This window comes from Actinosynnema sp. NPDC023794, from assembly GCF_040639675.1.
Lineage (GTDB): Bacteria > Actinomycetota > Actinomycetes > Mycobacteriales > Pseudonocardiaceae > Actinosynnema > Actinosynnema luteola.
Genome location: NZ_JBFAFR010000022.1, coordinates 55,991 through 82,791, shown reverse-complemented (window position 1 = coordinate 82,791; position 26,801 = coordinate 55,991). Strand labels below are relative to the sequence as shown.

Below are 26,801 nucleotides of genomic sequence, written 5' to 3'. Positions count from 1 at the left end.
GACGCGGACTCCCGTCGCGCGGCCCCGCCCGTGACGACCACCGACTTGCCGACTCTGCCCGGGAGGAACCCGCATGACGGGTGAGCCAGTTGAGGAGCCCTCGGCCACCGAGCGGTTCTCGGCCGTAGCGGGCCTCGGACCGCACGGCGAAACCGCCGCGGCGCGATTAGGGGAGGTCTACGAGGAGTTGCTGGGCCTCGGCGCCACGGACGACGCCGAACGGCTCGTCACCGTGAACCGGGCCGCGGCGCGGCGGGACTTCCCTATGCTGGAGCGGCTGGTCGCGCGCGAGCACCAGCTGGACCAGCTCGAGGACATCCAGCACCACCAGGTCCGCCGGATCACCAGCCTGCGCAACGCCACGGCGCTGCTGCCGCTGGTGATCACCTGGCTCCTCCTCGGCTGGGCCAGCCTCCTCTACCAGCGGCAGCTCACCGCCGACCCGGGGTTGGCGGCGCAACCGTTCCTGTCGCTGTGGCAGACCCGGTTCGGCGGCGGGCTCATCCTCACGTTCACCGAAACGGCGCTCACCACCGTCGTCCTGATCCTGGCGATCCTGGGGCTGACGGTCTGGGCGCACCGGGCCGAGACCGCGTCGAGTCGCGTGCTGGCCGACCTCGCCGGCCGGCTGGACGACGCGATGGACGCGCTCGCCAACGCCACGGCGGACACCGTCGTGCAGCCGCCGGTGACCGCCCAGGAGTGGGCCCAGACGGCGCAGGAGATCCTGGCGAAGACGCAGGACGCCCTGAGCACGACGCAGACGACGATCAACGCCGCGGTCAAGGAGACCAAGGAGCTCGCCGAAACGAACCGGAAGCTCTCCGAGGACGCGCACGAGAAGATGGCCCAGCTCCAGGAGCAGGCGCAGCAGGACATGGCCGAGCTCCAACAGCAGGCCAAGACGCTGGTCGGCGACCTGGCCAGGGAGGTCCGCGACACCCTGAGCGCGGTCCGGGAGGACAACACCCAGTTCATCGCCAGGACCACGCAGGAGGCGCTGCTGGTCCTGCAGCAGGCGGTCGCGGACAACCGGCAGCTCGTCGAGCAGCAGATGACGCCGTTGTTCGACGGGTTCCGCGAGTCGTTGCGGGACTACCGGGCCGATCACCAGGTCTACCGGGCCGCCGCGACCGAGATGGCCACCGAGGTGACCGGGCTGTCCGAGTCGGCCGCGGTGATCGCCGCCGCGTCGAGCTCGCACGCCGAGGCCGCGAAGTCGATCGACCGGCAGCTGGAGCACATCGGGCGATCGCAGACCAACCTGGTCGCCACCGTGGCGGAGCACTCCACCACCATCACGAGCGCGGCCACCACGCTGAGCGAGGTGGCCACGCTCCTGACCGGCCGGATGCGCGGCGACCTGGAGACGCTGACCAGCGACGTCGTCCTCGCGAGCAAGCGCATCGCCGATGTCGACGCCGGGCTTTCCATCACCACGGGCGAGTTGGCGAAGACCATGAGCGCGCTGGCGTCGACCACGGGCACGCTCGCGACGACCGCGGGGGCTTTGCAAGGCGCGGCCACCCAGCTGGCGAAGGCGGCGGCGGCGAGCCCCGCCCGGCGGAGGTGGCCGTGGCCGTTCCGGCGAGGCGGTGGCGCATGACCGACCCGGGGAACGAGGCGGTGAGCCGGCGTGCGGAACTCGACCGGTAGGCGTCGCGCGGAACGCGATCCGGGCAACGCCGTCTTCGGCTCGATCGGCTGGCTCTTCGCCGACCTCATGCTGGCGCTCGCGCTGGCGTTCATCGTGGCCGTGACCGCCGCGCCGCCGCAGCCCCCGGGCGCCCAGGCCGAACCGACCACGACCACCACGACGCCACCCACCACGACCACGACCACGCCGAGCCGGCCCACCGGGCCCGCGCTCGAACTCGAGCCGGTCAAGCTCGAGATGCCGATCGACGCGGCGGCCCTCCTGGGTGGCGACGCGGGGACGGCGCAGGCGTTGCGCGACCGCGTCCGAGCGGACCCGCGGCTCGCGGGACGCCGGGCCGGCCTGGTGATGACCTTCGGTGGCACCGGCGGGTCGAGCCAGGGCGCCAACGTCACGCGTGGCCTGGCGATCGCCGACCGGGTCAACGGTGTGCTCGGCGAGCTGGGCGCACAGGGCTTCGTCTTCGACTCGACCGTGTACCGGTCGTTCATCAGCCTGGGCTCACCGGACGCGTTGAGCATGGACGTCTACCTGTTCAAGGTCTGACGGTCAGCACGTCCACGGGAAAACACAACACAATCCGTCGTTGGAGGTAGTCGACATGAGTGCGGAGATCGCCGAGCTGGCGAACGCCGTGGTGCCCTACGTGACCGCCGCGGCCGGCGCCTACGGCAGCGCGGTGCTGACGAAGTTGCAGGAGCAGTCCGCCGACGCGACCGTCCGGACGGGCGGTTCCCTGCTGCGCCGGCTGCTGGGGAAGGAGCAGTCCGCGCCCGCCCTGGAAGCGGCCGTCCTCGACCTGGCCGAGGACACGGAGGACCCGGACCGGCAGGGGGCGCTGCGGCTCCAGATCCGCAAGCTCCTCGCCGAGGACGAGGAGCTCCGCGCCGAGATCTCGGACGTCCTCAAGGGCGCGGGCGCCACCGTCACCGCGTCCGGGACCCGGGCGGTGGCGGCCGAGGCGATCACCGACAGCGTCGTCTCCACCGGCGACGACGCCCAGATCACCCAGATCACCCGATGAACTCGCCGGAGGCGCAGGACGCGACGGACGTGGTGCTGGCGGAGATCCGGCGACTGCAGACCGCGTTCGACGCGAAGATCCGCTACGACGAGGCCAGGGAGCGGGTCTTCGACGCGATGAGCGAGGAGCTGACCGCCCACCGCCAGGGCCTGGTCCAGGCCCAGCTGCGGACGGTCCTGCTCGACCTCGTGACGATGTACGACGACCTCACCAAGCTGACCGGTGCGCCGGGACGCGACCCGGCGACCGTCGAGGCGCTGCTGTTCGTCCGGGAGACCGTCGAGCAGACGCTGGCGCGCAACGGGGTCGAGGCGTTCACCGTCGAGGGGCCCGAGGTGGACCGGGCCCGGCAGAAGGTCATCAGCGTCGTGGAGACCGCGGACCCCGGTCTCGACCGGCACGTCGCCGAGCGGTCCCGCACCGGCTTCTCCTGGCAGGACAAGGTGCTGCGGCCGGAATGGGTGAAGGTCTACGCCGCGGTCCAGGGCGCCGCGGCCGAGCCCGTGAACCCCGGGTCGGCCGACCCGGCCGCGGAGACGACGCCGGCAGCCCCACTGGAAGACACCCGGACGAGCGCTGAAGAAGGAGCGTCGAGTTGACCGAGACACCGGTGTACGGAATCGACCTCGGGACGACGTACACGTGCATCGCGCACGTCGACCCGCTCTCCGGCCGTCCCATGATCACCCCGAACGCCGAGGGCGACCTCACCACGCCCTCGGTGGTCCTGTTCGAGGACGCGGACACGCGGGTGGTCGGCCGGGAGGCGAAGAGCACCGCGATGCTCGACGCGGGCCGCGTGGTGGAGATGATCAAGCGGCAGATCGGCCACGGCGAGTGGCGGCGGGAGTTCTTCGGCCGGGAGTACTCCCCGGAGGAGATCTCCTCCTACATCCTGCGCAAGGTCGTCGACGACGCGGAACGGCACGACACCGTTCGGCCGCACAAGGTGGTCATCACCTGCCCGGCGTACTTCGGCGTGGTCCAGCGGGACGCGACCGCGAACGCCGGGAGGATCGCCGGGCTCGACGTCCTGGAGATCATCAACGAGCCGACCGCCGCCGCGATCAGCTACGGCATGCAGGACCGGACCGACCAGGTCGTCCTCGTCTACGACCTCGGCGGCGGCACCTTCGACGTGACCGTGATCAAGATCGAGGTCGGCGCCATCACGGTGGTGGCGACCGACGGGGCGCACGAGCTCGGCGGCCGGAACTGGGACGAGCGGGTCGTCCAGTACCTCGCCGAGCAGTGGCAGGCCGAGCACGGCAGCACCAGTGACCCGCTGGACTCGCCGGAGACCTTGCAGGACCTGTGGCAGCAGGCGGAGATGGGCAAGCGGGCGCTGAGCGCCAAGAGCGAGACCCGGATGCGGGTCGTCCACGACAACCAGCAGCTCGCGGTCAGCCTGAACCGGGAGAAGTTCGACGAGCTCACCCGCGACCTGCTGGACACGACGGTGATGCTCACGAAGAGGGTGATGGACACCGCGCGCGAGCTCGGCCACCCGAAGGTCGACCGCATCCTGCTGGTCGGCGGCTCGACCAGGATGGTGCAGGTCACCGAGCGGCTGAAGGAGGAGTTCGACATCGAGGTGACCATGGTCGACCCCGACCAGGCGGTCGCCAAGGGCGCGGCGATCTACGGGCAGAAGCTGGCCGTCGGCGACCGCCTCCGCGAGGTGACCGCCGAACTCGACCAGGACCCGGCGCGCCACGGGACCTCGACGCGCGAGGCCGCCGAGGAGCTGGTCGCGTCCGAGCTCGGCCTGCGCCTGGACACCGTGCGCCACCTCGACGGCATGGTGGTCAAGAACGTGCTGAGCCACAGCTTCGGCGTCCGTTCCCTGACCAAGGACGACAAGCCGGTCATCTTCAACCTCGTCCGCGCCCAGGAGACGTTGCCCGTCGAGGCCACGAAGGTCTTCGGCACCCGGAAGGCCGGCATGGGCGAGGTGGAGCTGCGCATCTTCGAGAACACGGTCCGGGACAGGATCGTCGAGGACTTCGACACCGCCGAGGAGGTCGGCCGCGCCGAGTTGAAGCTCGTCGCGGACCTGCCCGAGAACTCGCCGGTCGAGGTGCGCTTCAGCATCAACGGGCAGGGCCGGCTGCAGATCACCGGTCGTGACATGGCGACGGGAGGCGCGGAGGTGAACGCCGTCATCGAGACCAACCGCGCCCTGTCCGCCGACGAGCTGAACGACGCGGTCGAGCACGCCAAGAGCATCCGGATCATCAGCTGATGCCCGGGTCGACGACCGCGACGGTTCGGGCGCCGGGCCGAGGGAGGCGGACAGGATGACACCGGCTGTCGGTATCGACCTCGGCACCACGTACTCCGCGGTGGCGTGGGTGAACCGGGACGGCGACCCCGAGATCATCCCCGACGCGGCGGGAGAACCGCTCACCGCGTCGGTGGTGAGCTTCGCCGACGGCGCCCCGGTCGTGGGCGTCTCGGCCAAGGCCGACCTGGCCGCCGACGCGCCCGAGGTCGCGCACCTGTTCAAGCGGTCGATGGGCAACGCCTCGTTCCGGTTGTCCCTCGGCGGTCGTCAGTGGAGCGCGACCGAGCTGTCCGCCCTGGTGCTCGGCCACTTGAAGGCGCAGGCCGAGGCCGCACTGGGCGTGCCGGTGACCCGCGCCGTGGTGACGGTCCCCGACTACTTCACCCATCCCCAGCGCTCGGCCACCATCGAGGCGGGCAGGCTCGCCGGGCTGGAGGTCCCGCGCATCATCAGCGAGCCGACCGCGGCGGCGCTGGCCTACGGGCTGCGACCGGGACCGCACTCGCGGCGCGTGCTGGTGTACGACCTGGGCGGCGGCACGTTCGACATCTCGTTGGTCGACATCGACGCCGAGGGGATCACGGTGCGGTCCACCGAGGGGGACCACGAACTCGGCGGACGCGACTGGGACGAGCGGCTGGCCACCATCATCCTCGACAAGTACCCCGACGAGGCGGCGACGATCGAGGCGCACCCCGGGCCGCTCCTCGTCGCCGTGGAGGACCTCAAGCGGATGCTGTCCGCGCGCCGTGCCGCCGAGGTCCGGCTGGTCATCGGCGATCGGACCCTGCGCTGCGTGGTGACCCGCGAGGAGTTCGAGGCGGCCTGCCGCGACCTGTTGCAGTCGACCGCGCAGCTCACCGAGAAGGTGCTGGAGGAAACCGGGCTGGCCTGGGCCGACATCGACGGCGTGCTGCCGGTCGGCGGCTCGACCCGGATGCCGATGGTGCGCGACTGGATCGAGGCGATGTCCGGGAGACCGCCGATGGGCGGTGTCCACCCCGACCAGGCCGTCGCCCTCGGCGCCGCCGCCCAGGCCGCGATCCTGCTCGAGCAAGAGGCCGGGTTGAAGCTCGACGGACCGGGTGACGTCGAGCCCATCCTCCGGCTGTCCGCGCCGCGGCGGATCGTCGGCACCGTCGCGCACAGCCTCGGCATGATCGCCGAGAACGCGACGGGCGACCGCTACGTCAACAGCGTGCTGCTGCCGAGGAACCGGACGATCCCGTGCGTCGAGACGCGGCCGTACCAGTTCCACGTGAAGGGCGACGGCAGCGACCTCCTCGAGGTCTTCCTGACCCAGGGCGAGACGGACGACCCGGCGCCCTGCGCCTACCTCGGCCGGTACCTGGTCACCGGGTTCCCCAAGGGGAGCCGGGGCCGGACGGTGGTCGACATCGCCTACGCCTACGACGACAACGCCATGGTCGGGGTGACCGCGACCGACCGGTCCAGCGGCGCCGCGTTGCACGTCGAGGTCGCCGACCTGCCGGAGGACGTTCCGCAGCGCTTCCTGCAACCACCCGTGCGGGTCACCGTCCGCGAACCCCTGACGATCTACCTCGCGTTCGACCTCTCCGGCAGCATGGCCGGCGCGCCGCTGGCCGCCGCGCAGGGAGCCGCGCGGGCGTTCTTGACGCAACTCGACCTGACGACCACGGACGTCGGCATCGTCTCGTTCTCCGACCGGGTGGCCGTCAGCCTGCCCGCCACCCACAACGCCGCCGACGTCGAGCGCGCCATCGGGCGGCTCACCGTCGGCAGCACCGGGGTCGGCAACGCGACCGACCCGTTCCGGGAGCTGCGCCAGTTGCTCGCCGGCGTGGAGGGTCGCAGGTTCGGCGTCGTCCTCGCGGACGGCGTCTGGTACAACCAGAGCGGAGCCGTCCAACGAGCGCACGAGTGCCACCGCGACGGTATCGAGATCATCGCGGTCGGCTTCGGCTCGGCCGACCAGAAGTTCCTCAGGAAGATCGCGTCCTCGACCGAGCAGGCCATGTTCACCAACCTGGGGCAGCTCTCCACGGTGTTCGGCACGATCGCCCGCGAGATCACCGAGAGCGGCTCGTCGGGCTACCGGCTCTCCGGCGCCGGGTGACCTCCGGTGGCCAAGGACCGCCCGAACTTCTTCGCCCTGCTCGGGCTGGACCCCAACGCGCCCTGGGACCAGGCGCTGTACGTGCGCGTGCTGGCCAAGCACCGCAACGAGTGGTCGACGGCCGCGCAGAACGGTTTCCCCCGGAAGAAGGCGCAGGACGCGAAGTACCACCTGACGCTGTTCTCCGAGATCGACGAGGTCATGTCGAGCGCCGAACGGCGCAAGGCAGAACGCGAGCTGGCCATCCGGCACGAGCTCGCCGCACTCGAGGACCGCCGCCGCGAGGTGGGCAGACGGCTGTCGCTCATGCTGGCCAAGGGCTACCTGCTCGCCGAGGAGGCGGCCGGCCTGCGGGCGGAGTTCGCCGACGTCCTGGCGGCCGACCAGGCGCTGGCCGGCCAGGTCGAGCGAGCCGAGAAGCGCAGCGCGAGCACCGGGACGACGAGCGCGCGGCTCCCGCCGGAGGACGAGAGCCGCTTGAGCAGCCAACTCGCGGAGGTCGGCGAGATCAGCCTCTACGAGTTGCTCCGAGGGGTCGACGAGTCCATCACCAACACGTCGCCGTTGTCGCAACTGCGCGACGCCGCACAGGAGCTCTGGGCGCGGACGCACCGCATCAAGGACAAGTCCGACCCGACGCTCCCGACGCGGGAACGCCTCGCTGTCTTCGCCAAGTCCGTGTTCGCGTCCGAGGAAAAGCGCGAACAGCACGACTTCTCGATGAAGGTGGTGACGCTGCAAGCGATCATCAAGCGGTTCGAGACCACCTTGAAGGTCGCCGAGTCGGTGAGCGCCCGGCAGTTCGAGCTGTACCTCGAAGAGGCGCGGCTCGGCGGCGTCGACGACCTCGTGCTGGCGAAGCGCCAGTTCGTGGCCCACTTCGGCAAGCTCGGCTGGGCCGTCGAGCTGCCCGCCGCGGAGTCCGAGCGGCAACTGCGCAGCCGCGTCCAGTGCCCCAGGTGCGCGGACCTGAACGACGAGACCGGGGCCGCGTGCAAGACGTGCGGCCTGCTGCTGCGCGAGCCGTGCCCGAGCTGCGGCGCCGTCGATCCGGCCTACGGCCTCGGTTGCCGCCGTTGCGGTTTCCCGATCGGCCAGCGGTACCTGGTGGAGGAACTCATCACGGAGGCGAAGAGCGCGCTGAGGGAGCGCGACCTGGAACAGGCGAGGCTCCGCATCGACCGGGCCGCGAGGATCTGGGCGGTGCCGGCCGACCGGACCGACCCGCTGGCCCGGGAGATCCGCGAGTTCAAGGGCGCGGTGGACACCACCTTGCTGTCGATCAGCGAAGCGGTGGCGCGCATCCAGAAGCTGGTCGACGGGCGCCGCTACGTCGCCGCCGTCCGCGAGCTCCGGGCCGCGCCGGAGGGGTTTCCCCGCCGTGACGCGCTCCTCGAACGGGCGAAGACCGAGATCGACAAGGCCACCGAGCTGTACCTGCGGGCCAGGCGGCCGGAGACGCCGAACTCGCGCCGGGCCGAGCTGTACGCCGCCGCGCTCGACCTCTGCGCCGACCTGTCGGCCGCGCGCAACGAGCTCGACCGGATCCCGCCGGACCCACCGGGACGACCGAGGGCCGCCGTCAGCGACCCGGCCGCCGGCGTCCGGCTGACCTGGCCCGCGTCGCCCGACCTGGACATCGCCTACGTCGTCGTCCGCATCACCGGCGACCGGGTGCCGGAACGCCCCGACGAAGCCCCCGGCCCCGCCCGCCTCGGCCGGACGACCACGACGGGATTCCGGGACGCCGCCGCGGCCGGCCTCCCCGGCGTGCCGTTGCGCTACGCGGTGTTCACCGAGCGGTCCGGCACGTACTCCGCGCCGGTCGTGACGGCGCCGGTCGTCATCACCTCCGAGGCGACCGTCGAGGCCGACACCGACGACGGCGAGGTCACGTTGACCTGGCACGTGCCGGACACCGCCGTCCGGGTCGAGGTGTCCCGGGCCGAGGTCGGGGCCGAGCACGACGCGCCGGTCGTCCTGGCGATCACCGCGCCCGGCAGGCTGACCGACACGGACGTCCGCAACGGCGGTCGGTACCGGTACACGGTTCGCGTCGCGTACCCGGGTCCCGCGGGCGGGCTCGTCTGGTCGTCAGGCCACTCGCGGGAGGTCACCCCGGCGGGCCGGCCCGCGCCGGCCGGCCCGCTGACCGTCGTGCGGATCAGCACCGAGCTGAGCCTGGCCGAGCACACCACCCAGCTCCGCTGGCCACCGCCCGGCCAGGGCGTCGTCAAGGTCGTCCGGGTGCGCGGCACGGGCACGCTTCGCGAGGGCGACCGGGTCCCCGAGGCCGACCTCTACCACGCGGGCCGGGTGCTCCACGGACCCTCACCGGTCAACGACGCCTGGATCGACAAGGGTCTCGTGCTCTGCTCGTACCTGCCGGTCGTGATCGTGAACGGCACGGGTCACGTCGGCAGGCCGCGTCACTACGCGAGGGTCGCGGAACCGACCGGCCTCCACGTCGAGCACGTCGGCCCGGCGGTGCGGGTCGGCTGGACGTGGCCGGAGGACGGCACCAGGGTCCTCGTCGGCTACGAGCTCTCCGACCAGCCGCCGGTCGATCCCACGGTCGCCGCACGGCAGGTGTTGGTCGGCAGGCACCCAGGGGACAGCTTCGGCGGCTGCGAGATCCCGGCGGGGTCGAGCGCGCACGTGTCCGTCGTGCTCGCGTCCGCGGTCGACCACGAAGGCTTGCCGTTCATCGGTTCCGGCGTCCCGGCCCAGGCGGTCCGCCCGACCGCGCACATCGGCTACGAGGTCCGCCCGGGTGGCCGCCGCCGACTGGAGCTGGTGCTGCGCGCCGACACCCCGCTCGACCTGCCCGCCCTCACCCTTCGCGCCCACCCCGACCGACTCCCGCACACCGTCGACGATGGCGAGCTGGTCACCTCCGTGCCCCCGTTCCGCCTGGTCGACAGGCACACGGTCCCCTTGCCGAAGACCACCCGACCCGACTCCCGGTACCGCCTCTTCGTCGCCACCACCACCCCGTCCACCGTCCGCCTCGACCCGATGTGAAGTCGACGGCGGTTGGTGGACCACGCCAAACCTCGACCAGGATGATCACGATGTCCAGTGAGCTTTACCGGTGCCGCGTATGCGGGTCGCCCCAAGACGAGCCTCCCTGGGGCGAAGACGGCGCGACGGCCTCGTTCGACATCTGTGCGTGCTGCGGCGTCGAATTCGGCTACGAGGATTCAACACCGGAGTCGGTCCTCAACTACCGGGCGGCCTGGCTCGCGTCAGGCGGCAGCAGTACGTGCACTGGAGCCGCAGAGCCGGACCCGAAGCGTTGGTAGAAATCACGCGACCCGCGCCCCGCACGTCTTTTGTTCACGTGCATGAATCGGTGGACCGCCGCCGAGAAGTGTGCATCGTAAGGCACTGCCCTCCTCCCCGGATCGGCCCCGGAAGTTCACCGACGTGAATTTTGTTGCCTGCTCCACAAAGTTGCGCAATGCTCGCTGGGAGCGTTCCCAGACGCCGCTCCCCCGCGCCGAAACCGCTGGTCGGCGCGCCGGTTGGTGTCTGCGGGAACTGCGGTCCGGGAGTGCTGTTCGCAAGGAGGCGACGCATGAATCTGCGCATTGGCAAACGAACGAGAAGTCGAGCCGCCGGCATTGCCGCGGCCCTGTCGGTCGCAGCCTTGACCGGAGGTTTGGTGGTGGCGGCCGGCACCAATGCCAATGCGGCGGCCGGATGTCGCGTCGACTACAGCGTGACCAACCAGTGGGACGGCGGTTTCGGCGCCAACGTCACGGTGACCAACCTGGGTGACCCGGTGTCGAATTGGACGCTGGCGTGGTCGTTCGCGGCCGGTCAGAAGGTCACGCAGCTGTGGGGCGGTGAGTTCTCCCAGTCGGGCAGCGCGGTGACGGTGCGCAACGCCTCCTGGAACGGCTCGCTGGCGACGGGCGCGTCGGTCACGCCGGGCTTCACCGGGTCGTGGAGCGGCTCCAACCCCACGCCCACCTCCTTCACGCTCAACGGCGTGGCGTGCACCGGACAACCCACAGACACCTCGACGTCCACGTCTACGTCAACCTCCACGTCCACCTCGACGTCCACCTCCACCACGACCACCACCACGACGTCGAACCCGCCCACGGGCACCGCGACCGGCTTCGCGTCCCAGAACGGCGGGACCACCGGCGGCCAGGGCGGTGCGACGGTCCGGGCCACCACCGGCACCCAGATCCACCAGGCCCTGTGCAGCCGGGCCGGCAGCAGCACGCCGATCGTCATCGAGGTCTCGGGCACGATCAACCACGGCAACACCGCCAAGGTCTCGGGCAACAGCTGCGAGACCGCCGCCGGCGTGATCGAGCTCAAGCGGATCAGCAACGTCACGATCATCGGTGTGGGCAGTGGAGCCGTCTTCGACCAACTGGGCATCCACATCCGCGAATCCCGCAACATCATCATCCGCAACGTGACGATCCGGAACGTCAAGAAGTCCGGCTCGCCCACGTCGAACGGCGGCGACGCCATCGGCATGGAGAGCAACGTCCGCAACGTCTGGGTCGACCACGTCAACCTGCTGGCGTCCGGTGGCGAGTCGGAAGGCTACGACGGCCTGTTCGACATGAAGGACAACACCCAGTACGTGACCCTGTCCTACAGCACCCTGCGCAACTCCGGCCGCGGCGGGCTGATCGGGTCCAGCGAGAGCGACGTCTCGAACGGGTTCGTGACCTACCACCACAACCTGTACGAGAACATCGACTCCCGCGCGCCCTTGCTGCGGGGCGGCGTCGCCCACATGTACAACAACCACTACGTGAGCCTCAACGAGTCCGGCATCAACTCGCGCGTCGGAGCCAAGGCCAAGGTGGACAACAACTACTTCAAGAACTCCCGTGACGTCCTCGGCACCTTCTACACCACCGAGGCCGGCTACTGGCAGGTCAGCGGCAACATCTTCGACAACGTGACCTGGTCGGCCCCCAGCAGCGACCACAAGCCCGCGGGCCCCGACGTCAAGTCCACCACCACCGTCAGCATCCCCTACAGCTACACGCTCGACCAGGCCACCTGCGTGCCGAACATCGTCAGCCGCACGGCGGGCGCCAACACCGGCCTGAACGAGTCGAACGGCAGCTGCTAGCGGCCCACCACCCGCACCGACGTGCCGACGCAGAAGGCGGCTACCGAGCGACACCCGCCCGGTAGCCGCCTTCTCGTCAGTTGTTGCGCTCCACGTACAGGCAGTACAGGTCGAACCCGCCGGCCTGGACGTCGAACTGCTTGGCCAGGTCCCCGCTGTCGTCGAAGGTCGCGAGCACGTGGTGGGTCCCCGCCCCCAGTCCGACGGCGAACAAGGGCCGCCCGACGGGCGAGTCGCAGGCGGCCGCCCCGGTGCCGGGCGCGTGGTACTCCGGGCAGGTCGCGCACGGCGGCAAGGTGAACTCGTGCGCCGTGGAGCCCGCCAACTTGATGTCGATCGAGGCGTTCACGGTGTTGTAGAAGGTGATCGTGATCGGGCCGCCCGCGCCGAGGGGTGCGGGCACCGGCACCCGCGCGCCGGTGCCGATGGCCACCTTGGCGGCGATGCGCGCCGACTTGGCCTGCGGCAGGTCACCGTGCTCGGGGAAGGTCCTGATGAACCGGTCCAGCGTGCCGACCGCGGTTTCCGCCTGGCCGTCGCGCAGCTCGCTCAGCCCGCAGTCGAGCATGGCGCGCGGGTACTGGTTCTTCGCCTCGCCCGCCACCTTCGCCGCGACCTTGTTGTTCAGGCCCGCGAAGAAGGCGAGGACGTCCACCACCTTGCACGGCTGGCCGGCGGCGAGCGGCGCGGTGGCCGCCGCGTAGAGCGCGTCGAACGCCGCGGGCACCTCCTTGGCGGACGGCGTGTCGGCGAAGTCGTCGGCGATCGCCTCCAGGGCGGTGGCCGCCCCGCTGGCGCCGACGGGCTGTTCGGCCATGAACTGCTTCGCCAGCCGCAGGTAGGCGTCGGCGACCTCCGGGGCGAACGACTCGTCCTCGGAGAGCAGGTCGCGGTAGACCTTGATCGAGTCGGACAGCCGGCCCTCGTCGCGCAGGCCGCGGGCCCAGGTCGTGTAGGTCTCGACGAGCTCGTCGTGGACGAACGGGGTCAGCGGGCTGTCCGGGTGGTCGCGGCGGAACTGGCCGTAGCGCTGCACGGCGGTGGCTTCGTCCCCGGCGTCGGCCGCACGGGTGAAGTCGGCGCACTCGGCCAGGCCGCGGTTCGCCGCGGCGATGTCCGAGCTGAGCGTCAGCTCGTAGGGCCCGGTCACCGCCTTGAACTGGCCGGTCGCCGCCGCGCAGTCGCCGCGCCCCTGGGCGGCGAGCCCGTCGTCGTAGGCGCCGCGGCCCAGCACGCCGTACCCGATGTACGCGCCCACCACGGCGACCACCGCGATCGCCCCGATCACCACCGGACGCCGGTTCGCGATCGGCGGGTGCTTCACCGCGATCCGCCGCGCGTCGAGGACGAGGATCACGAGCCAGACCGCCGCCAGGGTCCGCCACAACCACGGGTCGGCCGCCGCGTTGGTGGCGAACGCGACGACGACGAGCCCGACCGCGAGCACGACCGCTGTCCACGCCTGCCAACGTCGGCGCAGGTAGAAGTACCCGGCGCCGACCCCGGTCAGGTTCAACAGCACGGCGGCGGCGGTGGACTTCGGCTCGGGCGGCGTCGGCGGGATCCGCAGGATCGGGTCGGTCGGCGTCGGATCGACCCACGCGACCTGGTCCTCCGGCCCGTTCGGCCGCGCCCACGGATTCGCCGCCACGGCGGAATGGGCCGCCGAGGGTTCGGAAGAGACGGCGGCCACCAACCCGACGTCCGCCGGCCCAGCCGAATCCGGTGCGCCGGCGGGCGGGTCGGCCACTGCCGGCTCGGTCGCCTGCGGTGCTCCCGAGCCGACCGGCGCCGATTCCGCCAACGGCTCGTCGGCGGCCGTACCGGTCGTCGGTCCGGCCGGCTCCTCCGCCGCCTCCCGCTCCACCACCACTTCTTGCTCCGCCGTCACTTCCCGCTCCACCGGTGCCGACTCCGTCGGCGATTCCGCGACCGCGGCGTCACCCGGCGCCGGTTCGGCAACAGGCTGTGGCACTGGCGCCCCGTCCGGCGGATCGGCCGCCGGCGGCTGCGCCTTCGATCTGTCTTCGCTCATCCCGAACCCCCCACAACGGTGTCCCCCGACCCGACCAATAGGGGACCACACCGCAGCCGTCGTGTGCATCGATTTGTGGGTGACGAAGCGGTTGCGGCGAACCTGTCATCCAAGCGTGATCGACATCAACGGCCGACCGGTCACGTCGTGTGCCACACGTTCCCCCTGACCCCGCGCCAGTACACGCTGAAGTTCGACGAGCGGTCCGTGTCGAACGGGGGCAACACACCCGGATTGGCTTTCACGCTGAGCTCGGCAGTGGTGAACAGCGACATGCTGCGGCTGTAGCTGGTCGCCCGCTCCAGGATCCGGTGGTTCACGACGGGCGACCACGTCTCCAGCCAGCCCACGAACGCGCCGACGAACTCCGGCGTCCACTCGCGGAACTTGCGGGCCAGCACCTGGTAGGCCTGTTCGGCGACGGCCTCGAGCGTGTCCGGCGGGACCAGGTCCGGACGGGGCACGTCGATGAACGGCGGTGCCATGTCACCGGGAAGGGCCTCCGCGGCGATGAGCCAACTCGCGATGTAGCGACTCCACTCCCGCGCGAGGCCTTCTCCGGTTCCGTCGTCGATCAGGTAGCTCAGCCCGTCGTGCACCGCGAAGCCGGTCCTGAGCCTGTCCTCCGTCTCGAAGTCGACGCGCAGCCGGGCTCGGAGGATCTCCGGCTCCAGCGCCACGAAGACCCCTTCACGCACGACACCGTCCACGCACACCAGGTTCTCCAGCGTGGTGTGGTAGCCCGTCGAGTCGAGCCCGGCCTGCCACAGGTCGACCGTGCTGCGCCACTGCGTCAACGGTTCGTGGGGCCACAGCTTCGCCAGCGGCACCTCGGGCACCGCCTTGACGAGCAGGAGCATCAGGTTGGCCGAATAGGCGGCGAGCTGCCGCACGACATCGCGCCGCAGTGGCCGGTAGTCGTCGAACCTCCTCGGCGGCCTGCGGTGGCGGTAGCCGGTCAGGAGGACTTCCAGGGTGCGCGCCACGCGTTCGCGTTCACCGGCGTCCAGAGCGTCGAGTCGCTCGCCGACGAACGACATGACGGGTTGTTGGACGGCCAGCGTCTGGTGGGACGTCAGCGCGAGCAGCAGGTCGTCGTCCGGCTCGTGCGGACGCCGCCGACCGAATGCGCCCTCCGCGACGTCCCGGAGCACCTCCACCACGCGCACGGCGACCAGGTATTCCCCGAACGTGGCGTGCAGGAACTCGTAGCTGCGCTGCACCGAACCGGCACGTGCCTCGGGCGCGTGGACGAAGAAGAACTCGCCGAGCACCCGCTCGCCCGCCTTCACGGTCTCCTCCAGCGCGGAGAGGTCGACGGTGAGGTCGGCTTCGGAGATGTCCTGCCGGCCCCGGTTGAACATGCCGAGCGCGGCCGTGGACAGGCGGCGGATCTGCTCCTCCACGGCCTCGTCCAGTTCCGCTCCCCGTAGGACCCTGCCCGCCTTCTTGGTGACCTCCCGGCGCGAGTAGGTGTCGAACAACCGCTCGTAGAGATCGGCCTCGGACAGCTGGTCGTCCAGCGGAACCGACGGATCACCGAAGTACAGGGCCAGCATCAGCAACAGCAGCGGCTGGCGCGCGAGCGTCCCGTAGGACAGGGCGGTCTCCAGCGGCAGCGGCCGCGTCGCGGGCCCGGGGTTGTGCTCGTTCCAGACGGCCAGCCAGGCGCCGATCTGCTCTTCGGAGAACTCCTCCAGCTTCACGACGGGCGTTCCCCAGGGCACGGTGACGCGGTCGGCGACGAGCGTGCGCGAGGTGACGACGACGGCGACCGGCTTGCCGATCGTGGCCTCCAGCCGCTGGAACTCGGCGATCTCGTGCAGGTAACCGGCGCGGTCCTGGGTGGTGGCCTGCAGGAGTTCGTCCAGGCCATCGAGCAGCACGACCCTCAAGACCTCACCGCTGTCCTCGACGAGTCGGTGCCACCGCACCCGGCCGTGGGTGTCCAGGTCCAGGGCCTGTTGGATCTGGTTGGAGATGGTGGTGTTGGCGTCCACCCGGCGCAGGGCCACGCGCACCACGGTGTAGCCCTCGTCCGGCAGGCGTGCGGCCAGGACCCGGGTGAGCAACGACTTCCCGGCACCGGGGTGCCCGAGGAACAGCAGCGGCAGCCGCGCGCAGAGATCGCTGGTGAAGTGCCGCGCCAGCACCAGGTCCAGATCGCTGCCCTGCTCCACCTTCGACCACCACTCCTCGGAGGCCAACCGGGCGCCGCTGTCGGCCTCCGCGATCCGGTAGCGCGGACCGGTGAAGATCTTCTCCACCGGCGGGAACACCGCGTTGACGCCGTAACCATCGGCGTCCACGTCGACCACCGGCAGGTCCAGGACCGACCTGTTCACGCTGCGCACGATCGCCCTCAGGTCGCGGGACGGCTCGGGCTCGGCGACGGTCAGCAGGCTTTCCAGCCGCGCCATCGCCGTCCTCGTCGCCGCGTGCTCGGTCAGATCCGCCCACACGGCCACCTCGGGCACCTTCGCCGCCAACTCCAGGAACAGCGACCGGTACCGCGAAGCCACCGCCGTTCCGAACGGAAGGGCCTTGATCTGGCGGTACGACGACAGTTCCAGCCCGGCGAGGAAGTCGTCCACGTAGCGGTACAGGTTCGCGGCCCACCCGACGACACCGCCGGCGACCTCCTCGAAGCCCGACACGGCGGACGGCGTGGGGACCGGCGTGGTGTAGAGGTGTCGGACCAGCGGCTCGTCGTCGTCCGGCCGCCTGCCCGCCGCCAGCACGACCTTCTCGGGGTCCGTGATCGCCGCCGCCCGGTAGACCTCCCCCAGTTCCGCGCGCAGGGTCTCGAAGAACGCCGTCAACACGATCGTGGTGTGCGCGGCCAGCACGAGTTCGTGCCGCTCCAACCCACCGGTGCCGGCCAGCCGGTTCGACGTCGAATCCAGCATCTTGCGGAGCAGTCCCACGGCCTCGTTCTTCTGGTCCACCCAGCCCCACACCGCACTGACCGCGGGCACCAAGCCGGTGGCGAGCACGGCGCCACCCGCCAGGGCGTTCAGCCGGTCCAGCCACGGGCGGTCGTGGTGCCCGAGGATCCGCAGGGCGCCGCGGAACGAGATGGCGGGGTCTCTTCGCACGGACGACAAGCCTAGACGGCCGGCACGCGGCCCCACGACCGACAGGTCAGCCCCGTCGGGCGGTCATCAGCATGTAGTGCGGTTCGCCGGTGCGGGCGCAGTTGGTGAACACCGAGTCCAAGGCGGCGACCGTTTCGGCGCCGTACTCGGCGGTCAGGTCTTCGCGGTGGGCGCGCAGGCGTTCCAGCAGCATCGGGTAGTGCCGGTCGGTTTGCTCGCTGATGTCCAGGTACTCGATCAGGTGCAGGCCGGCGGCCCGCAGCATCGGGGGGTACTCCTCCAGCCGGTGGAACGGCGTGTTCAGCGCGGCACGGCGGTACTCCTCGATCATCCTCAGCCGCTCGCCCGTGAACGGGATCCGCTCGTAGAAGTCCGTCAACGTCAACCGTCCCCCCGGCCGCAGGACTCGGCCGACCTCCCGGAAGACCCGCGGCCGGTCGGCCATGTGCACGAGGGACTCGATGGCCCACGCCGCGTCGAACGAGCCGTCGGGGAACGGCAGGTCCTCGGCGTCGGCGACGTCGAAGCGCACCTGCCGGTCGAGGCCGGCGGCACGCGCCCGCGACGTGGCCTCCCGGACCATCGCCCCGCTCGTCGAGATCCCCACGACCTCGACCCCGGTCGCCCGGGCCAGCCGCAGGGCCGGCGCACCGAGCCCGCACCCCACGTCGAGCACCCGCTGACCGGAGCCGACCGCCAGGCGCTCGATCATCACGTCGGTCAGGTTGTCCATGGCCTGGTGCAACGTGCTGGTGTCCTCACGGGAGTGCCAGTACCCGTAGTGGACGTTGTCGCCGGCCAGGCGGGCGATCAGCGGCAGGGCGTTGTCGTAGAACGCGACGACCTCGGCGCCGCTGGGAACGTAGTCGGTAGTCATCGGGTGCCTTTCAGCCAATCAACCGGCGACCGGATCGGCGGATCGGTCATCCGGGCTTGTGCCCGGCCACCAGCAGGTAGCCGAGTCCGGTGCGGCAGACCTCGAACACCGGGGCCAGGCTGCGTTCGAACGCCCGTACCCGCTCGGCTCCGTAGGCGTCGGCCAGGGCCTCGCCCCGGTCGCGGAACAACGCGGCCACCTCGTCGTAGGTGCGGCGGACCCGCGCGCCCCAGTCCCGACGCTCGTCGATCACGAGCCCGGCGCCGGCCACGAGAGCGCACAGCGCCGGGGCGGTGGGCGGGTCGAAGATCGCGTGCGTCGCGATCACCTCGCGGTCCGCCGGCTTCAGAGTCGCCTCGGCCGTGTACTCGGTGACGGCGAACCGGCCGCCGGGGCGGAGCACCCTGGTCATCTCCCTCAGCCACTGTCCTTTGTCGACCGCGTTGGGCAAGGAGTCGAAGGCGAGCACGGCGTCGAAAGCGCCGTCCGGGAACGGCAGCGCCTCCGCGTCGGCGTGCCGCGCGGTCACGAGGTCGGCCACACCTGCGGCAGCGGCACGTCGCGCGGTCTCCTCGGCGTGCCACGCGCTGTTGGTGATCCCCGTGATCCGGACGCCGGACCGGGCCGCGATGCGGATCGCGGGCACGCCCACGCCGCAGCCCACGTCGACGAGGTGCTGCCCGGGCGCGAGCGCCAGGGTGCCCGCGACCAGGTCGGTCATCCGGTCCAGGGCCTCGGCCAGCGTGGCCGGATCGTCGTCACCGGTCCAGTAGCCGAGGTGGATGTTGCCGTGGTAGACCTCGACGAGATCGCTCATCTCGTCGTAGATCTCGCCGACCTCGTCGGTCTCCTGACTGGCTGGGCTGGACACGACCCGACCCCTTCCGGTGCGCGGACGTCCTCGCACCGGATCTAACTACAACGTCATCCATCTTCCCGGCCGGCACCGTCCCTTGTAGCCGGTTGGGTGAACCGCACACACTTGTCCCCTTAGCGGGTGAAATGCCTCCATCACCCCTCCGGGCAGGCCGCACACCAAGTCCATTCAGTTGAGAAACTGATAGCTTGAGGACGTCCGTGTGACCACCGCCACCGGGAGCCCCGGGATGACCGACACCACCGCGCTGGACGCCGAGGTCGCGCAGATGTACGAGCGGACCACCGCGCTCGTCGAGCTGATCTGGGGCCGCAACCTGCACTTCGGCTACTGGACCGGGCCGCAGGACACCAGCGACAAGCACCTGGCGCAGGAACGGCTGACCGACCTGATGATCGAACGCGTCCCGCTCACCGCGGGGCAGCGCCTGCTGGACGTGGGGTGCGGCGTCGGCCACCCGGCCCTCCGGTTCGCCCGCACGACCGGCGCCGACGTCGTCGGGGTGACGATCGCACCGGGCCAGGTGAGCGCGGCCACCGCCGCCGCTCGCGAGGAGGGGCTGCAACACCGGGTCACCTTCGAACTCGCCGACGCCGCCGCGCTCCCGTTCCCGGACAACAGCTTCGACGGCGCGTGGGCGCTGGAGAGCATGCCGCACATGCCGGACCGGGCCGCGGTGCTGCGCGAGGCGGCCCGGGTGCTGCGGCCGGGATCGCGGCTGGCGCTGACCGACGTGGCCCAGTGCGGGCCGCTCAGCGAACGTCAGCGGCGTGACCTCCGCGAGCGGATGCTGGTCACGGCCCCACCCCGACCGGACCTGCCGGCGCTGCTCGACGCGGCCGGGTTCGACGTCCTGGAGGTCGTCGACATCACCACGAGCACCTCGCGCACCACGGAGTTGACCAGGCAGGCCCTCGATGAGGACCGCGACGGGCTGTCCCGGCGGTACGGCGCCGACACGGTCGAGCACATCGCGCGCGTCCTGGACGTCTACGACGAGGCCGTGCGGACGGGGATGGAGTACCTCCTGATCACCGCTCGTCTCCGCACGACGGCCCGTGCCGACGAACCGGTGGGGAAGCCGTGAGCGGCGGCATGCGCGAGATGTCCGACGCCGAGTGGCGGGACTTCATCGGCCACGGGACGCGCACCGGCAAGCTGGCCACCGTCCGCGCCGACGGCCGGCCCCACGTCGCGCCGATCTCCTTCGTGGTGCACGGCCCGGAGGTGCTCTTCTTCACGGGTCCGGACACCGTCAAGGGCAGGGCGCTGCGCCACCGGCCGAGCTTCGCCCTCTGCGTGGACGACGAACGGCCGCCCTTCGCGTTCGTCCTCCTCGAAGGGGAAGCGCGGGTGGAGGACGAGCGCGAGGAGGTGCGGGCCTGGGCCCGGCGCATCGCGACGCGGTACCTGGGCGAGGCGCACGCCGACGCGATCGCCAGGCACAGCGAGCAATCCGGTGAGGTGCTGGTGCGCGGGCACATCACCAAGGTCGTCGCCCGCGCCGGGCTCACCACCTCCGAAGGCGCGCCACAGCCGGTGAGCACACCGTGACGGCCACCGGTCACGCCGATCCGCGAGCACCACACGACCAGCACCGGGGAAGGACGAGGTCATGAGTTCGGACCGCATCGAGCGCGAGGTCTTCATCTCCGCACCGGTGGAGCGCGTGTGGGCGGCCCTCACCGAACCGGAGCACGTCGGTCGGTGGTTCGGCTCAGGCGCGCCGGCGCGGATCGAGCTGCGCCCCGGCGGGATCATGCACCTCGACCACGGGGAGCACGGGCAGTTCCCCACGACGGTCAAGACGGTCGACCCGCCTCGTCGCTTCGCCTACCTCTGGGCCGGCGCGCACCCCGGCGAGGTGGCCACCGAGCGCAACGCCACGCTGGTCGAGTTCACCTTGGCGCCGCAGGGCGACGGGAGCCTGGTCCGGCTGGTGGAGAGCGGCTTCGACACCCTCGACATCCCGGAGGACAAGCGGGCCGGGGCCTCCCGCGAGAGCCACGCGGCCGGCTGGGGCGAGGCGCTGGAGGGACTGCGGCAGCACGTGGAGCGGCTCGGCCCGTCGTCACGCGGGCCACGGCCGGCCGGTGATCACGTGGATCACCTGGCTTGACCCGACTGTGCCGAGCACCCGCCCAGGCGCCGAACGCCACGGGCGGTGCGTCGAGTGGAGGAGACAACAGATGACCAGTGACCTCAAGCAACGCAAGTACGACAAGGTGTTCGAGCGGATCGACGCCGACCACGACGGCCGGATCGACAAGAGCGACATCACGGCGCTGGCCGACAAGTGGCGTCAGGCGCTCGGTGCGACGCCGGGCTCGCCGGAAGCGGCCAAGCTCAGCAAGCTCGCCTCCGACATGTGGGCGGGCGTCCAGCAGCACACCGACAAGGACTTCGACGCGGCGATCAGCAGGGACGAGTGGGCCGCCGCCGCCGAGGACCCGCAGTTCGTCGACAAGGTCGCCGTGCCCTTCGCCCTGGCCGCCTTCGACGCGGCGGACGGGGACAACGACGGCAGGATCAGCCGGGAGGAGATGGCCCAAGCGCAGAAGCAGGGCGGCATGTCCGAGAGCGAGTCCGCGGCCGCGTTCGACAAGCTGGACAGCGACCACGACGGCTACGTGAGCCGGAAGGAATTCGCCGCCGCGGTCAAGGAGTTCTACCTCAGTGACGACCCGAGCGCGTCCGGCACGGAACTGGCAGGCAGCCTGTAGTCCGTCGAGGACGGTGAGCAGGTGCACGACGCGGCCGCCGAGCCTCCTCGGCGGCCGCCACCATGCAGCGCGCCAGGTCCACGGGCGCCGCACTACTTCATCCTTTCGGGTCAAGGAGTTCGCCTCCGCCCGGTCTTGCCCTAGCTTCGGCGACATGGCCGGACCACTCCGCGCGGACACCGCCCGCCTGCTCGCCGAGGCCGCGTTGGACGGCGCCCGCCAGCTCGGCGCCCGGCACGCGTCGTTCCGGCTCGAGTGCGTGCGGACCGGGCAACTGGTCCTGGCCGACGGCTCCGTCCGGTCCGCGCACGACTCCGCGGTCACCGGCCTGTCGGTGCAGGTGTGGCGCGGCGGCGCCTGGGGGTTCGCCGCTTCGGGCGATCTGACGACCCGGTCCGCGCACGACACCGCCCGGCAGGCGGTCGACGCGGCGAAGTCCTGCTCGGTCCTCGGTCGGGAGGACGAACCCGTGCCCGAGCCCGTTCACGACGGCGCCTGGTCGTCGGGGTTCCGCGTGAACCCGTTCTCCGTGTCCGAGGCCGAGCGCGCCGACCTGCTGGCGGGCTGGAGCGCAAGGCTGCTCGCGGCCCCGGGGGTCGCGCACGTGCGCGCCAAGGTCGTCGCCGTGCAGGAGGACAAGTTCTACGCCGACCTCGCGGGCACGACGACCGCGCAGCGGCGCGTGCGCGTGCACCCGCAGGTGGTGGTGGCCGGCGGGTCCGCGGCGTTGCGCTCCGTCGGGCCGCCCACCGGGCGCGGGTGGGAGTACCTGCTCGGCGAGGGGTGGGACTGGGACGCCGAGCTGGCCGCCATGCCGGTTCTGCTGCGCGAGAAGCAGCACGCGCGGCCGGTGCCGCCGGGCGCGTACGACCTGGTCGTCGACCCGTCGCAGCTGTGGCTCACGATCCACGAGTCGGTCGGGCACGCCACGGAGCTGGACCGCGTGCTCGGGCACGAGGCCTCCTACGCGGGCACCAGCTTCGTGCGCCCAGGCGACGTGGGCGAGCTGCGCTACGGGACGTCGCTGATGACGGTGACCGCCGACCGGACCACGCCGCACGGGCTCGCCACCGTCGGCTACGACGACCAGGGCGTGGCCGCGCAGTCCTGGGACCTCGTGCGCGAGGGCGTGCTGGTCGGCTCGCAGTACGACCGCCGCACGGCGCGCGCGGCCGGTGCGACGCGCTCGGTGGGGTGCGCGTTCGCCGAGTCGGCGTTGCGGCCGGCGATCACGCGGATGCCGAACGTCTCGCTCGCGCCCGTTCCCGGTGGTCCGACCACCGAGGAGCTGATCTCGGCCGTCGACGAGGGCATCTACCTCGTCGGGTCCGACAGCTGGTCTATCGACGCGAGGCGGGGCAACTTCCAGTTCACCGCGCAGCGGGCGCACCGCGTCCACCGCGGCGAGCTGGCCGGCCAGCTGAGCGGCGTCGCCTACCAGTCGGACACCAGGGCGTTCTGGGGCGCGTTGTCAGCGGTCGGCGGCGAGGGGACCTACCAGGTGTTCGGCGCCGACCTCTGCGGGAAGGGCCAGCCGGTGCAGGCGGCTGCCGTGAGCCACGGCTGCCCGACCGCGGTGTTCCAGGGCGTGCGCGTGCGGAACACGGCGGACTCGTGCTGACACCCCAGGAGATCGCCGAGTCGGCGCTGACCGGGCCCGGTGACCGGATCGCGATCGTCGACGAGACCTCGACCGCGCACCTGCGGTGGGCGGACAACGCGGTGACCGGCAACGGCGTCGTGCACAGCCGGACCCTCACCGTGATCGAGTCGGCGCCAGGGGCGGGGATCGGTGTCGTCTCGCGCGAAGGCGCGTTGGACGAGGGCGCGGTGCGCGCGGCGGTGCAGGAGGCCGGGGCCATCGCGCGCCGGGCCGCGCCCGCACCGGACGAGCACCCCCTGCCACCCGCCGCGGAACGGCAGTGGTCGCAGCCCCCGACCAGGACGTCCACCGCGGCCTTGGCCGGGGTCGTGGCGCAGCTGGCGGAGGTCTTCGACCGGGCGCGGTCCCGCGGGGAGTCCTCGTCCGGCTACGCCGAGCACCAGGTGCGCACGACGTACCTCGCGTCGTCCTCCGGGCTGCGGCTGCACCACGCGCAGCCGGGCGGCGTGCTCGACCTGACCGCGCACAGCGCCGACCGCACCGCCTCGGGCTGGGTGGGTGCGGACCTGGCCGACCCGGCGGAGGCGGACCTGCTCGCGAGCTACGCCGGCCTGGCCGCCCGGCCGGCCCCCTCGCGCCACCGCGTCGACCTGTCCCCCGGGCGCTACGACGTCATCCTGGCGCCGTCCTGCGTCGCCGACCTCATGATCCACCTCCACCGCGCCGCCGACCTCGAGGAGGCGCTGACCGGCGGCACGGTCTTCAGCGGACCGGACGGCGGCACCCGCCTCGGCGAGCGGCTCACCGAGGCGCACCTGACCCTGGCCGGCGATCCCGCCGCACCCGGTCTCGGCTGCCTGCCCTTCACCGTCGTGCGCACGCCGGGGCCGGGGTCGTCCTGCTTCGACAACGGCACGCCGCTGCGGCCCACCGAGTGGATCAGCGATGGTTCGCTGGCCAACCTGGTCAGCACCCGGCACTCGGCGCGGACGGCCGGCCTGCCGTTCACCCCGCGGATCGGGAACCTGGTGCTGTCCGGCCGTCCCACCGGTCGCACGCTCGACGACCTGGTGTCGAGCACCGACCACGGGCTGCTGGTGACCTCGCTGTGGTACCTGAGGGAGGTCGATCCGTCCCGGCTGCTGCTCACCGGCGTGACGCGGGACGGCGTCCACGTGGTGAAGGGCGGCGAGGTGGTGGGCACGGCGCCCGACTTCAGGTTCGACGAGAGCCCGGTCGACCTGCTGGCCCGCGTCGCCGAGGTCGGCCGCACGGAGCCCGCGCTACCCAGGGAGTGGGGCGACCGGGAGTTCCGGACCGCCATGCCCGCCTTGCGGGTCGAGGACTTCGCGCTGTCGTCCGCGGCCGGCGCGCGGTGAGGACGGGCACTCCTCGATCGCCGTGCGCAGCGCCTCGATGTGGGCCGGCGTGCTGCCGCAGCAACCACCCAGAACGTCCACGCGGTAGTCGGCCCGCCACCGGACCATCGCGGTCGCGAACTCCGAGGGGTCCACAGCCGTGGGCAGCAGGCCGTCGGCCTGCGCGCCGGTGCGCTGCTCCAGGTTCGGGTAGACGCCGATCGCACCGGCGCAGTTGTCCCGCAGCACTTCCAGGCAGCGCTCGGTCCCGGTGAACGGCGTGCAGTTGACCAGCACGGCTTCCGCGCCTTCCTCGTCGACCACGCGCGCCGCTCGACCCAGGTCCTCCCCCGAGAGCAGCGTGGCGCCGTCCGCGCACACGAAGCTCACCCAGGCACGGGCGCCCACCGACCGCACCGCTTCCAGGGCGATCCGCGCCTCGCGCAGGGTGTTCATCGTTTCGACGAGCACGAGGTCCACCCGGGCCCGCGCCAGCTCCGTGGCCAACCAGAGGTGCTCGCGGCGCAGGTCGTCGTCCGGTGGCACCAGGTCGGGGCGGTAGCAGTCCTCGACCGGCGCCATCGACGCCCCGATCAGCGCGTCCGGCGCCTCCGCCGAGCGGCGTGCGGCCTGCGCCACGCCGACCGCGGCGTGCACCATCCACCCCAGGCCCGCCGCGTGCAACCCGTTGGCGCGCAACGCCCGCTCGTTGCAGCGCATCGTCGCCGCGGTGATCACCTGGGCGCCGGCCCGCAGGTACTGCTCGTGCACTTCGCGCAGCACCGTCCGGTTGGCGTCGGTCAGCAACGCCCTGGTCGTCCACCACGGGTGGCGCACCGGCAACCCGGCGCGTTCCAGCTCCGTCGCCAGCCCGCCGTCCAGCAGTACCGTCGCGGTCATCGCGTCGCGCTCCTCTCCGCGTACTCGGCCGCCGCCATCGCGGCGCACAGGTCCTCCACCAGGTCGGCCGGGTCCTCGATGCCGAACGACAGCCGCACCAGGTTGTCCGCGATCCCGGCCCGCGCCCGGACCTCGCGCGGGACCGGCCGGTGGCTCATCGAGGCGGGGCACTCGATGAGCGACCGCACCCCGCCCAGGCTCACCGCCGCCGCGAACAGCTCCGTGCGGCGCAGCAGTTCGTCCACGTCGCCGAGGTACTCGAAGCTGACCATCGAGCCGGGCGCCGACATCTGCCGCGCGGCCAGCTCGAACTGCGGGTGGTGGGGCAGCCCGGGGTAGTGCACGGCGGCGACCAGCGGCGACGCGGTCAACACCTCGACCGCCGCCCGCGCGTTGGCCACCTGCCGCGCGACGCGCAGCGACAGCGTTTTCAGGCCCCGGTGCACCAGGTAGCAGTCGAACGCACCGGGCACGCCGCCGACGACCGTGCGGTGTTCGAGCAGCCGTCCGTGCAGCGTCGGGTCGTCGAGCACCAGCGCGCCACCGAGCACGTCGGAGTGGCCGGCGATGAACTTCGTGGTGCTGTGCAGGCTCACGTCCGCACCCGCGGCGAGCGGCTGTTGCAGCGCCGGACTGGCGAAGGTGTTGTCGACCACGACGATCGCGCCGGCACGGTGGGCCGCCGCGCTGATCGCGCCGATGTCCGCGACCTTCATCAGCGGGTTGGTCGGGGTCTCCACCCAGACCAGGTCCACGCCACCGGACAGCGCCGCAGCCGCTTCGTCCACATCGGACAGCTCGACCTGCCGGACGTCCACCCCGCGGCGGCGGCACAGCTCGAACAACCCGTAGGTTCCCCCGTAGACGTCGTCCGACGCGATCACCCGGGCGCCCGGCTCCAGCAGGGACAGCACGGCCGCCCCGGCCGCCTGGCCGGAGGAGAAGGCCAGTGCGAACCGCACGTCCTCCAACGCCGCCAGGCACGTCTCCAGGTCTTCCCGGGTCGGGCTCTCCCCCCGCGCGTAGTAGTACCGCGCCGGGTCTTGGGCGGACGGGTCGAAGGTCACCGCGACGTGGATGGGCGGGATCACGTCGCCGTAGCCGGACCGCGTCCGCTGGCCCTCGTGGACCAGCTTCGTGTCGAATCGCAT

Annotated in this window: 20 protein-coding genes; 14 read left to right on the top strand and 6 right to left on the bottom strand. The window is 71.7% G+C overall.

The genetic code is table 11. The annotated features are described in order from the left end of the window. Positions 1 to 73: 73 nt before the first annotated feature. The 8 genes from AB0H12_RS32640 to AB0H12_RS32605 all read left to right on the top strand — a co-directional run bounded on the left by AB0H12_RS32640 (position 74) and on the right by AB0H12_RS32605 (position 12,179). Positions 74 to 1,606 (top strand): hypothetical protein, encoded by a 1,533-nt coding sequence (locus AB0H12_RS32640; protein WP_499628239.1) that lies wholly within the window; start codon positions 74 to 76, stop codon positions 1,604 to 1,606. A 30-nt stretch (positions 1,607 to 1,636) separates the two neighbouring features. Continuing rightward, positions 1,637 to 2,203: a hypothetical protein gene (locus AB0H12_RS32635; RefSeq protein WP_499628238.1), complete on the top strand. Its 567-nt coding sequence runs from the start codon at positions 1,637 to 1,639 to the stop codon at positions 2,201 to 2,203. 55 nt (positions 2,204 to 2,258) lie between these two features. Then, a complete protein-coding gene (locus AB0H12_RS32630) occupies positions 2,259 to 2,681 on the top strand; it encodes a hypothetical protein (protein WP_499628237.1) in 423 nt (140 codons plus the stop codon). Next, a complete protein-coding gene (gene grpE / locus AB0H12_RS32625; protein ID WP_499628236.1) occupies positions 2,678 to 3,280 on the top strand; it encodes a nucleotide exchange factor GrpE in 603 nt (200 codons plus the stop codon). The genes AB0H12_RS32630 and grpE overlap by 4 nt, the downstream gene beginning before the upstream one ends. Then, positions 3,277 to 4,926: an Hsp70 family protein gene (locus AB0H12_RS32620; protein ID WP_499628235.1), complete on the top strand. Its 1,650-nt coding sequence runs from the start codon at positions 3,277 to 3,279 to the stop codon at positions 4,924 to 4,926. Before grpE ends, AB0H12_RS32620 begins: the two co-directional genes overlap by 4 nt. 55 nt (positions 4,927 to 4,981) lie before the next feature. Then, positions 4,982 to 7,066, top strand: a complete 2,085-nt coding sequence (locus AB0H12_RS32615; RefSeq protein WP_499628234.1) for an Hsp70 family protein — start codon at positions 4,982 to 4,984, stop codon at positions 7,064 to 7,066. A gap of 6 nt (positions 7,067 to 7,072) precedes the next feature. Beyond that, complete coding sequence (locus AB0H12_RS32610) at positions 7,073 to 10,090, top strand: hypothetical protein (protein ID WP_499628233.1); 3,018 nt, start codon at positions 7,073 to 7,075, stop codon at positions 10,088 to 10,090. A 439-nt stretch (positions 10,091 to 10,529) separates the two neighbouring features. Continuing rightward, positions 10,530 to 12,179 (top strand): pectate lyase family protein, encoded by a 1,650-nt coding sequence (locus AB0H12_RS32605; RefSeq protein WP_499628254.1) that lies wholly within the window; start codon positions 10,530 to 10,532, stop codon positions 12,177 to 12,179. 76 nt (positions 12,180 to 12,255) lie between these two features. Here the strand turns inward: AB0H12_RS32605 and AB0H12_RS32600 are convergent, their stop codons facing one another. The 4 genes from AB0H12_RS32600 to AB0H12_RS32585 all read right to left on the bottom strand — a co-directional run bounded on the left by AB0H12_RS32600 (position 12,256) and on the right by AB0H12_RS32585 (position 19,060). After that, positions 12,256 to 14,070: a tol-pal system YbgF family protein gene (locus tag AB0H12_RS32600; protein ID WP_499628232.1), complete on the bottom strand. Its 1,815-nt coding sequence runs from the start codon at positions 14,068 to 14,070 to the stop codon at positions 12,256 to 12,258. A gap of 284 nt (positions 14,071 to 14,354) precedes the next feature. Beyond that, positions 14,355 to 17,312: an NACHT domain-containing protein gene (locus tag AB0H12_RS32595; protein WP_499628231.1), complete on the bottom strand. Its 2,958-nt coding sequence runs from the start codon at positions 17,310 to 17,312 to the stop codon at positions 14,355 to 14,357. A gap of 46 nt (positions 17,313 to 17,358) precedes the next feature. After that, positions 17,359 to 18,189: an SAM-dependent methyltransferase gene (locus AB0H12_RS32590; RefSeq protein WP_499628230.1), complete on the bottom strand. Its 831-nt coding sequence runs from the start codon at positions 18,187 to 18,189 to the stop codon at positions 17,359 to 17,361. A gap of 46 nt (positions 18,190 to 18,235) precedes the next feature. Further along, entirely contained in the window at positions 18,236 to 19,060 is an 825-nt protein-coding gene (locus AB0H12_RS32585) for a methyltransferase domain-containing protein (RefSeq protein ID WP_499628229.1), read from the bottom strand. Positions 19,061 to 19,295: 235 nt separating this feature from the next. Here AB0H12_RS32585 and AB0H12_RS32580 point away from each other — a divergent pair, with 235 nt between their 5' ends. From AB0H12_RS32580 to AB0H12_RS32555, 6 genes are all read left to right on the top strand, one after another. Continuing rightward, positions 19,296 to 20,153: an SAM-dependent methyltransferase gene (locus AB0H12_RS32580; protein WP_499628228.1), complete on the top strand. Its 858-nt coding sequence runs from the start codon at positions 19,296 to 19,298 to the stop codon at positions 20,151 to 20,153. Next, entirely contained in the window at positions 20,150 to 20,620 is a 471-nt protein-coding gene (locus AB0H12_RS32575) for a PPOX class F420-dependent oxidoreductase (RefSeq protein ID WP_499628227.1), read from the top strand. The genes AB0H12_RS32580 and AB0H12_RS32575 overlap by 4 nt, the downstream gene beginning before the upstream one ends. Before the next feature lie 61 nt (positions 20,621 to 20,681). Then, complete coding sequence (locus tag AB0H12_RS32570; protein ID WP_499628226.1) at positions 20,682 to 21,185, top strand: SRPBCC family protein; 504 nt, start codon at positions 20,682 to 20,684, stop codon at positions 21,183 to 21,185. Positions 21,186 to 21,255: 70 nt separating this feature from the next. Further along, complete coding sequence (locus AB0H12_RS32565; protein ID WP_499628225.1) at positions 21,256 to 21,789, top strand: EF-hand domain-containing protein; 534 nt, start codon at positions 21,256 to 21,258, stop codon at positions 21,787 to 21,789. Positions 21,790 to 21,943: 154 nt separating this feature from the next. Next, positions 21,944 to 23,410, top strand: coding sequence for a TldD/PmbA family protein (locus tag AB0H12_RS32560; RefSeq protein WP_499628224.1), 1,467 nt, complete (start codon positions 21,944 to 21,946; stop codon positions 23,408 to 23,410). Beyond that, entirely contained in the window at positions 23,404 to 24,771 is a 1,368-nt protein-coding gene (locus AB0H12_RS32555) for a metallopeptidase TldD-related protein (RefSeq protein WP_499628223.1), read from the top strand. The genes AB0H12_RS32560 and AB0H12_RS32555 overlap by 7 nt, the downstream gene beginning before the upstream one ends. Here the strand turns inward: AB0H12_RS32555 and AB0H12_RS32550 are convergent. Both AB0H12_RS32550 and AB0H12_RS32545 read right to left on the bottom strand, forming a co-directional pair. After that, positions 24,676 to 25,650, bottom strand: coding sequence for a homocysteine S-methyltransferase family protein (locus AB0H12_RS32550; protein WP_499628222.1), 975 nt, complete (start codon positions 25,648 to 25,650; stop codon positions 24,676 to 24,678). The genes AB0H12_RS32555 and AB0H12_RS32550 overlap by 96 nt on opposite strands. Beyond that, entirely contained in the window at positions 25,647 to 26,801 is a 1,155-nt protein-coding gene (locus tag AB0H12_RS32545; RefSeq protein WP_499628221.1) for a trans-sulfuration enzyme family protein, read from the bottom strand. The genes AB0H12_RS32550 and AB0H12_RS32545 overlap by 4 nt, the downstream gene beginning before the upstream one ends.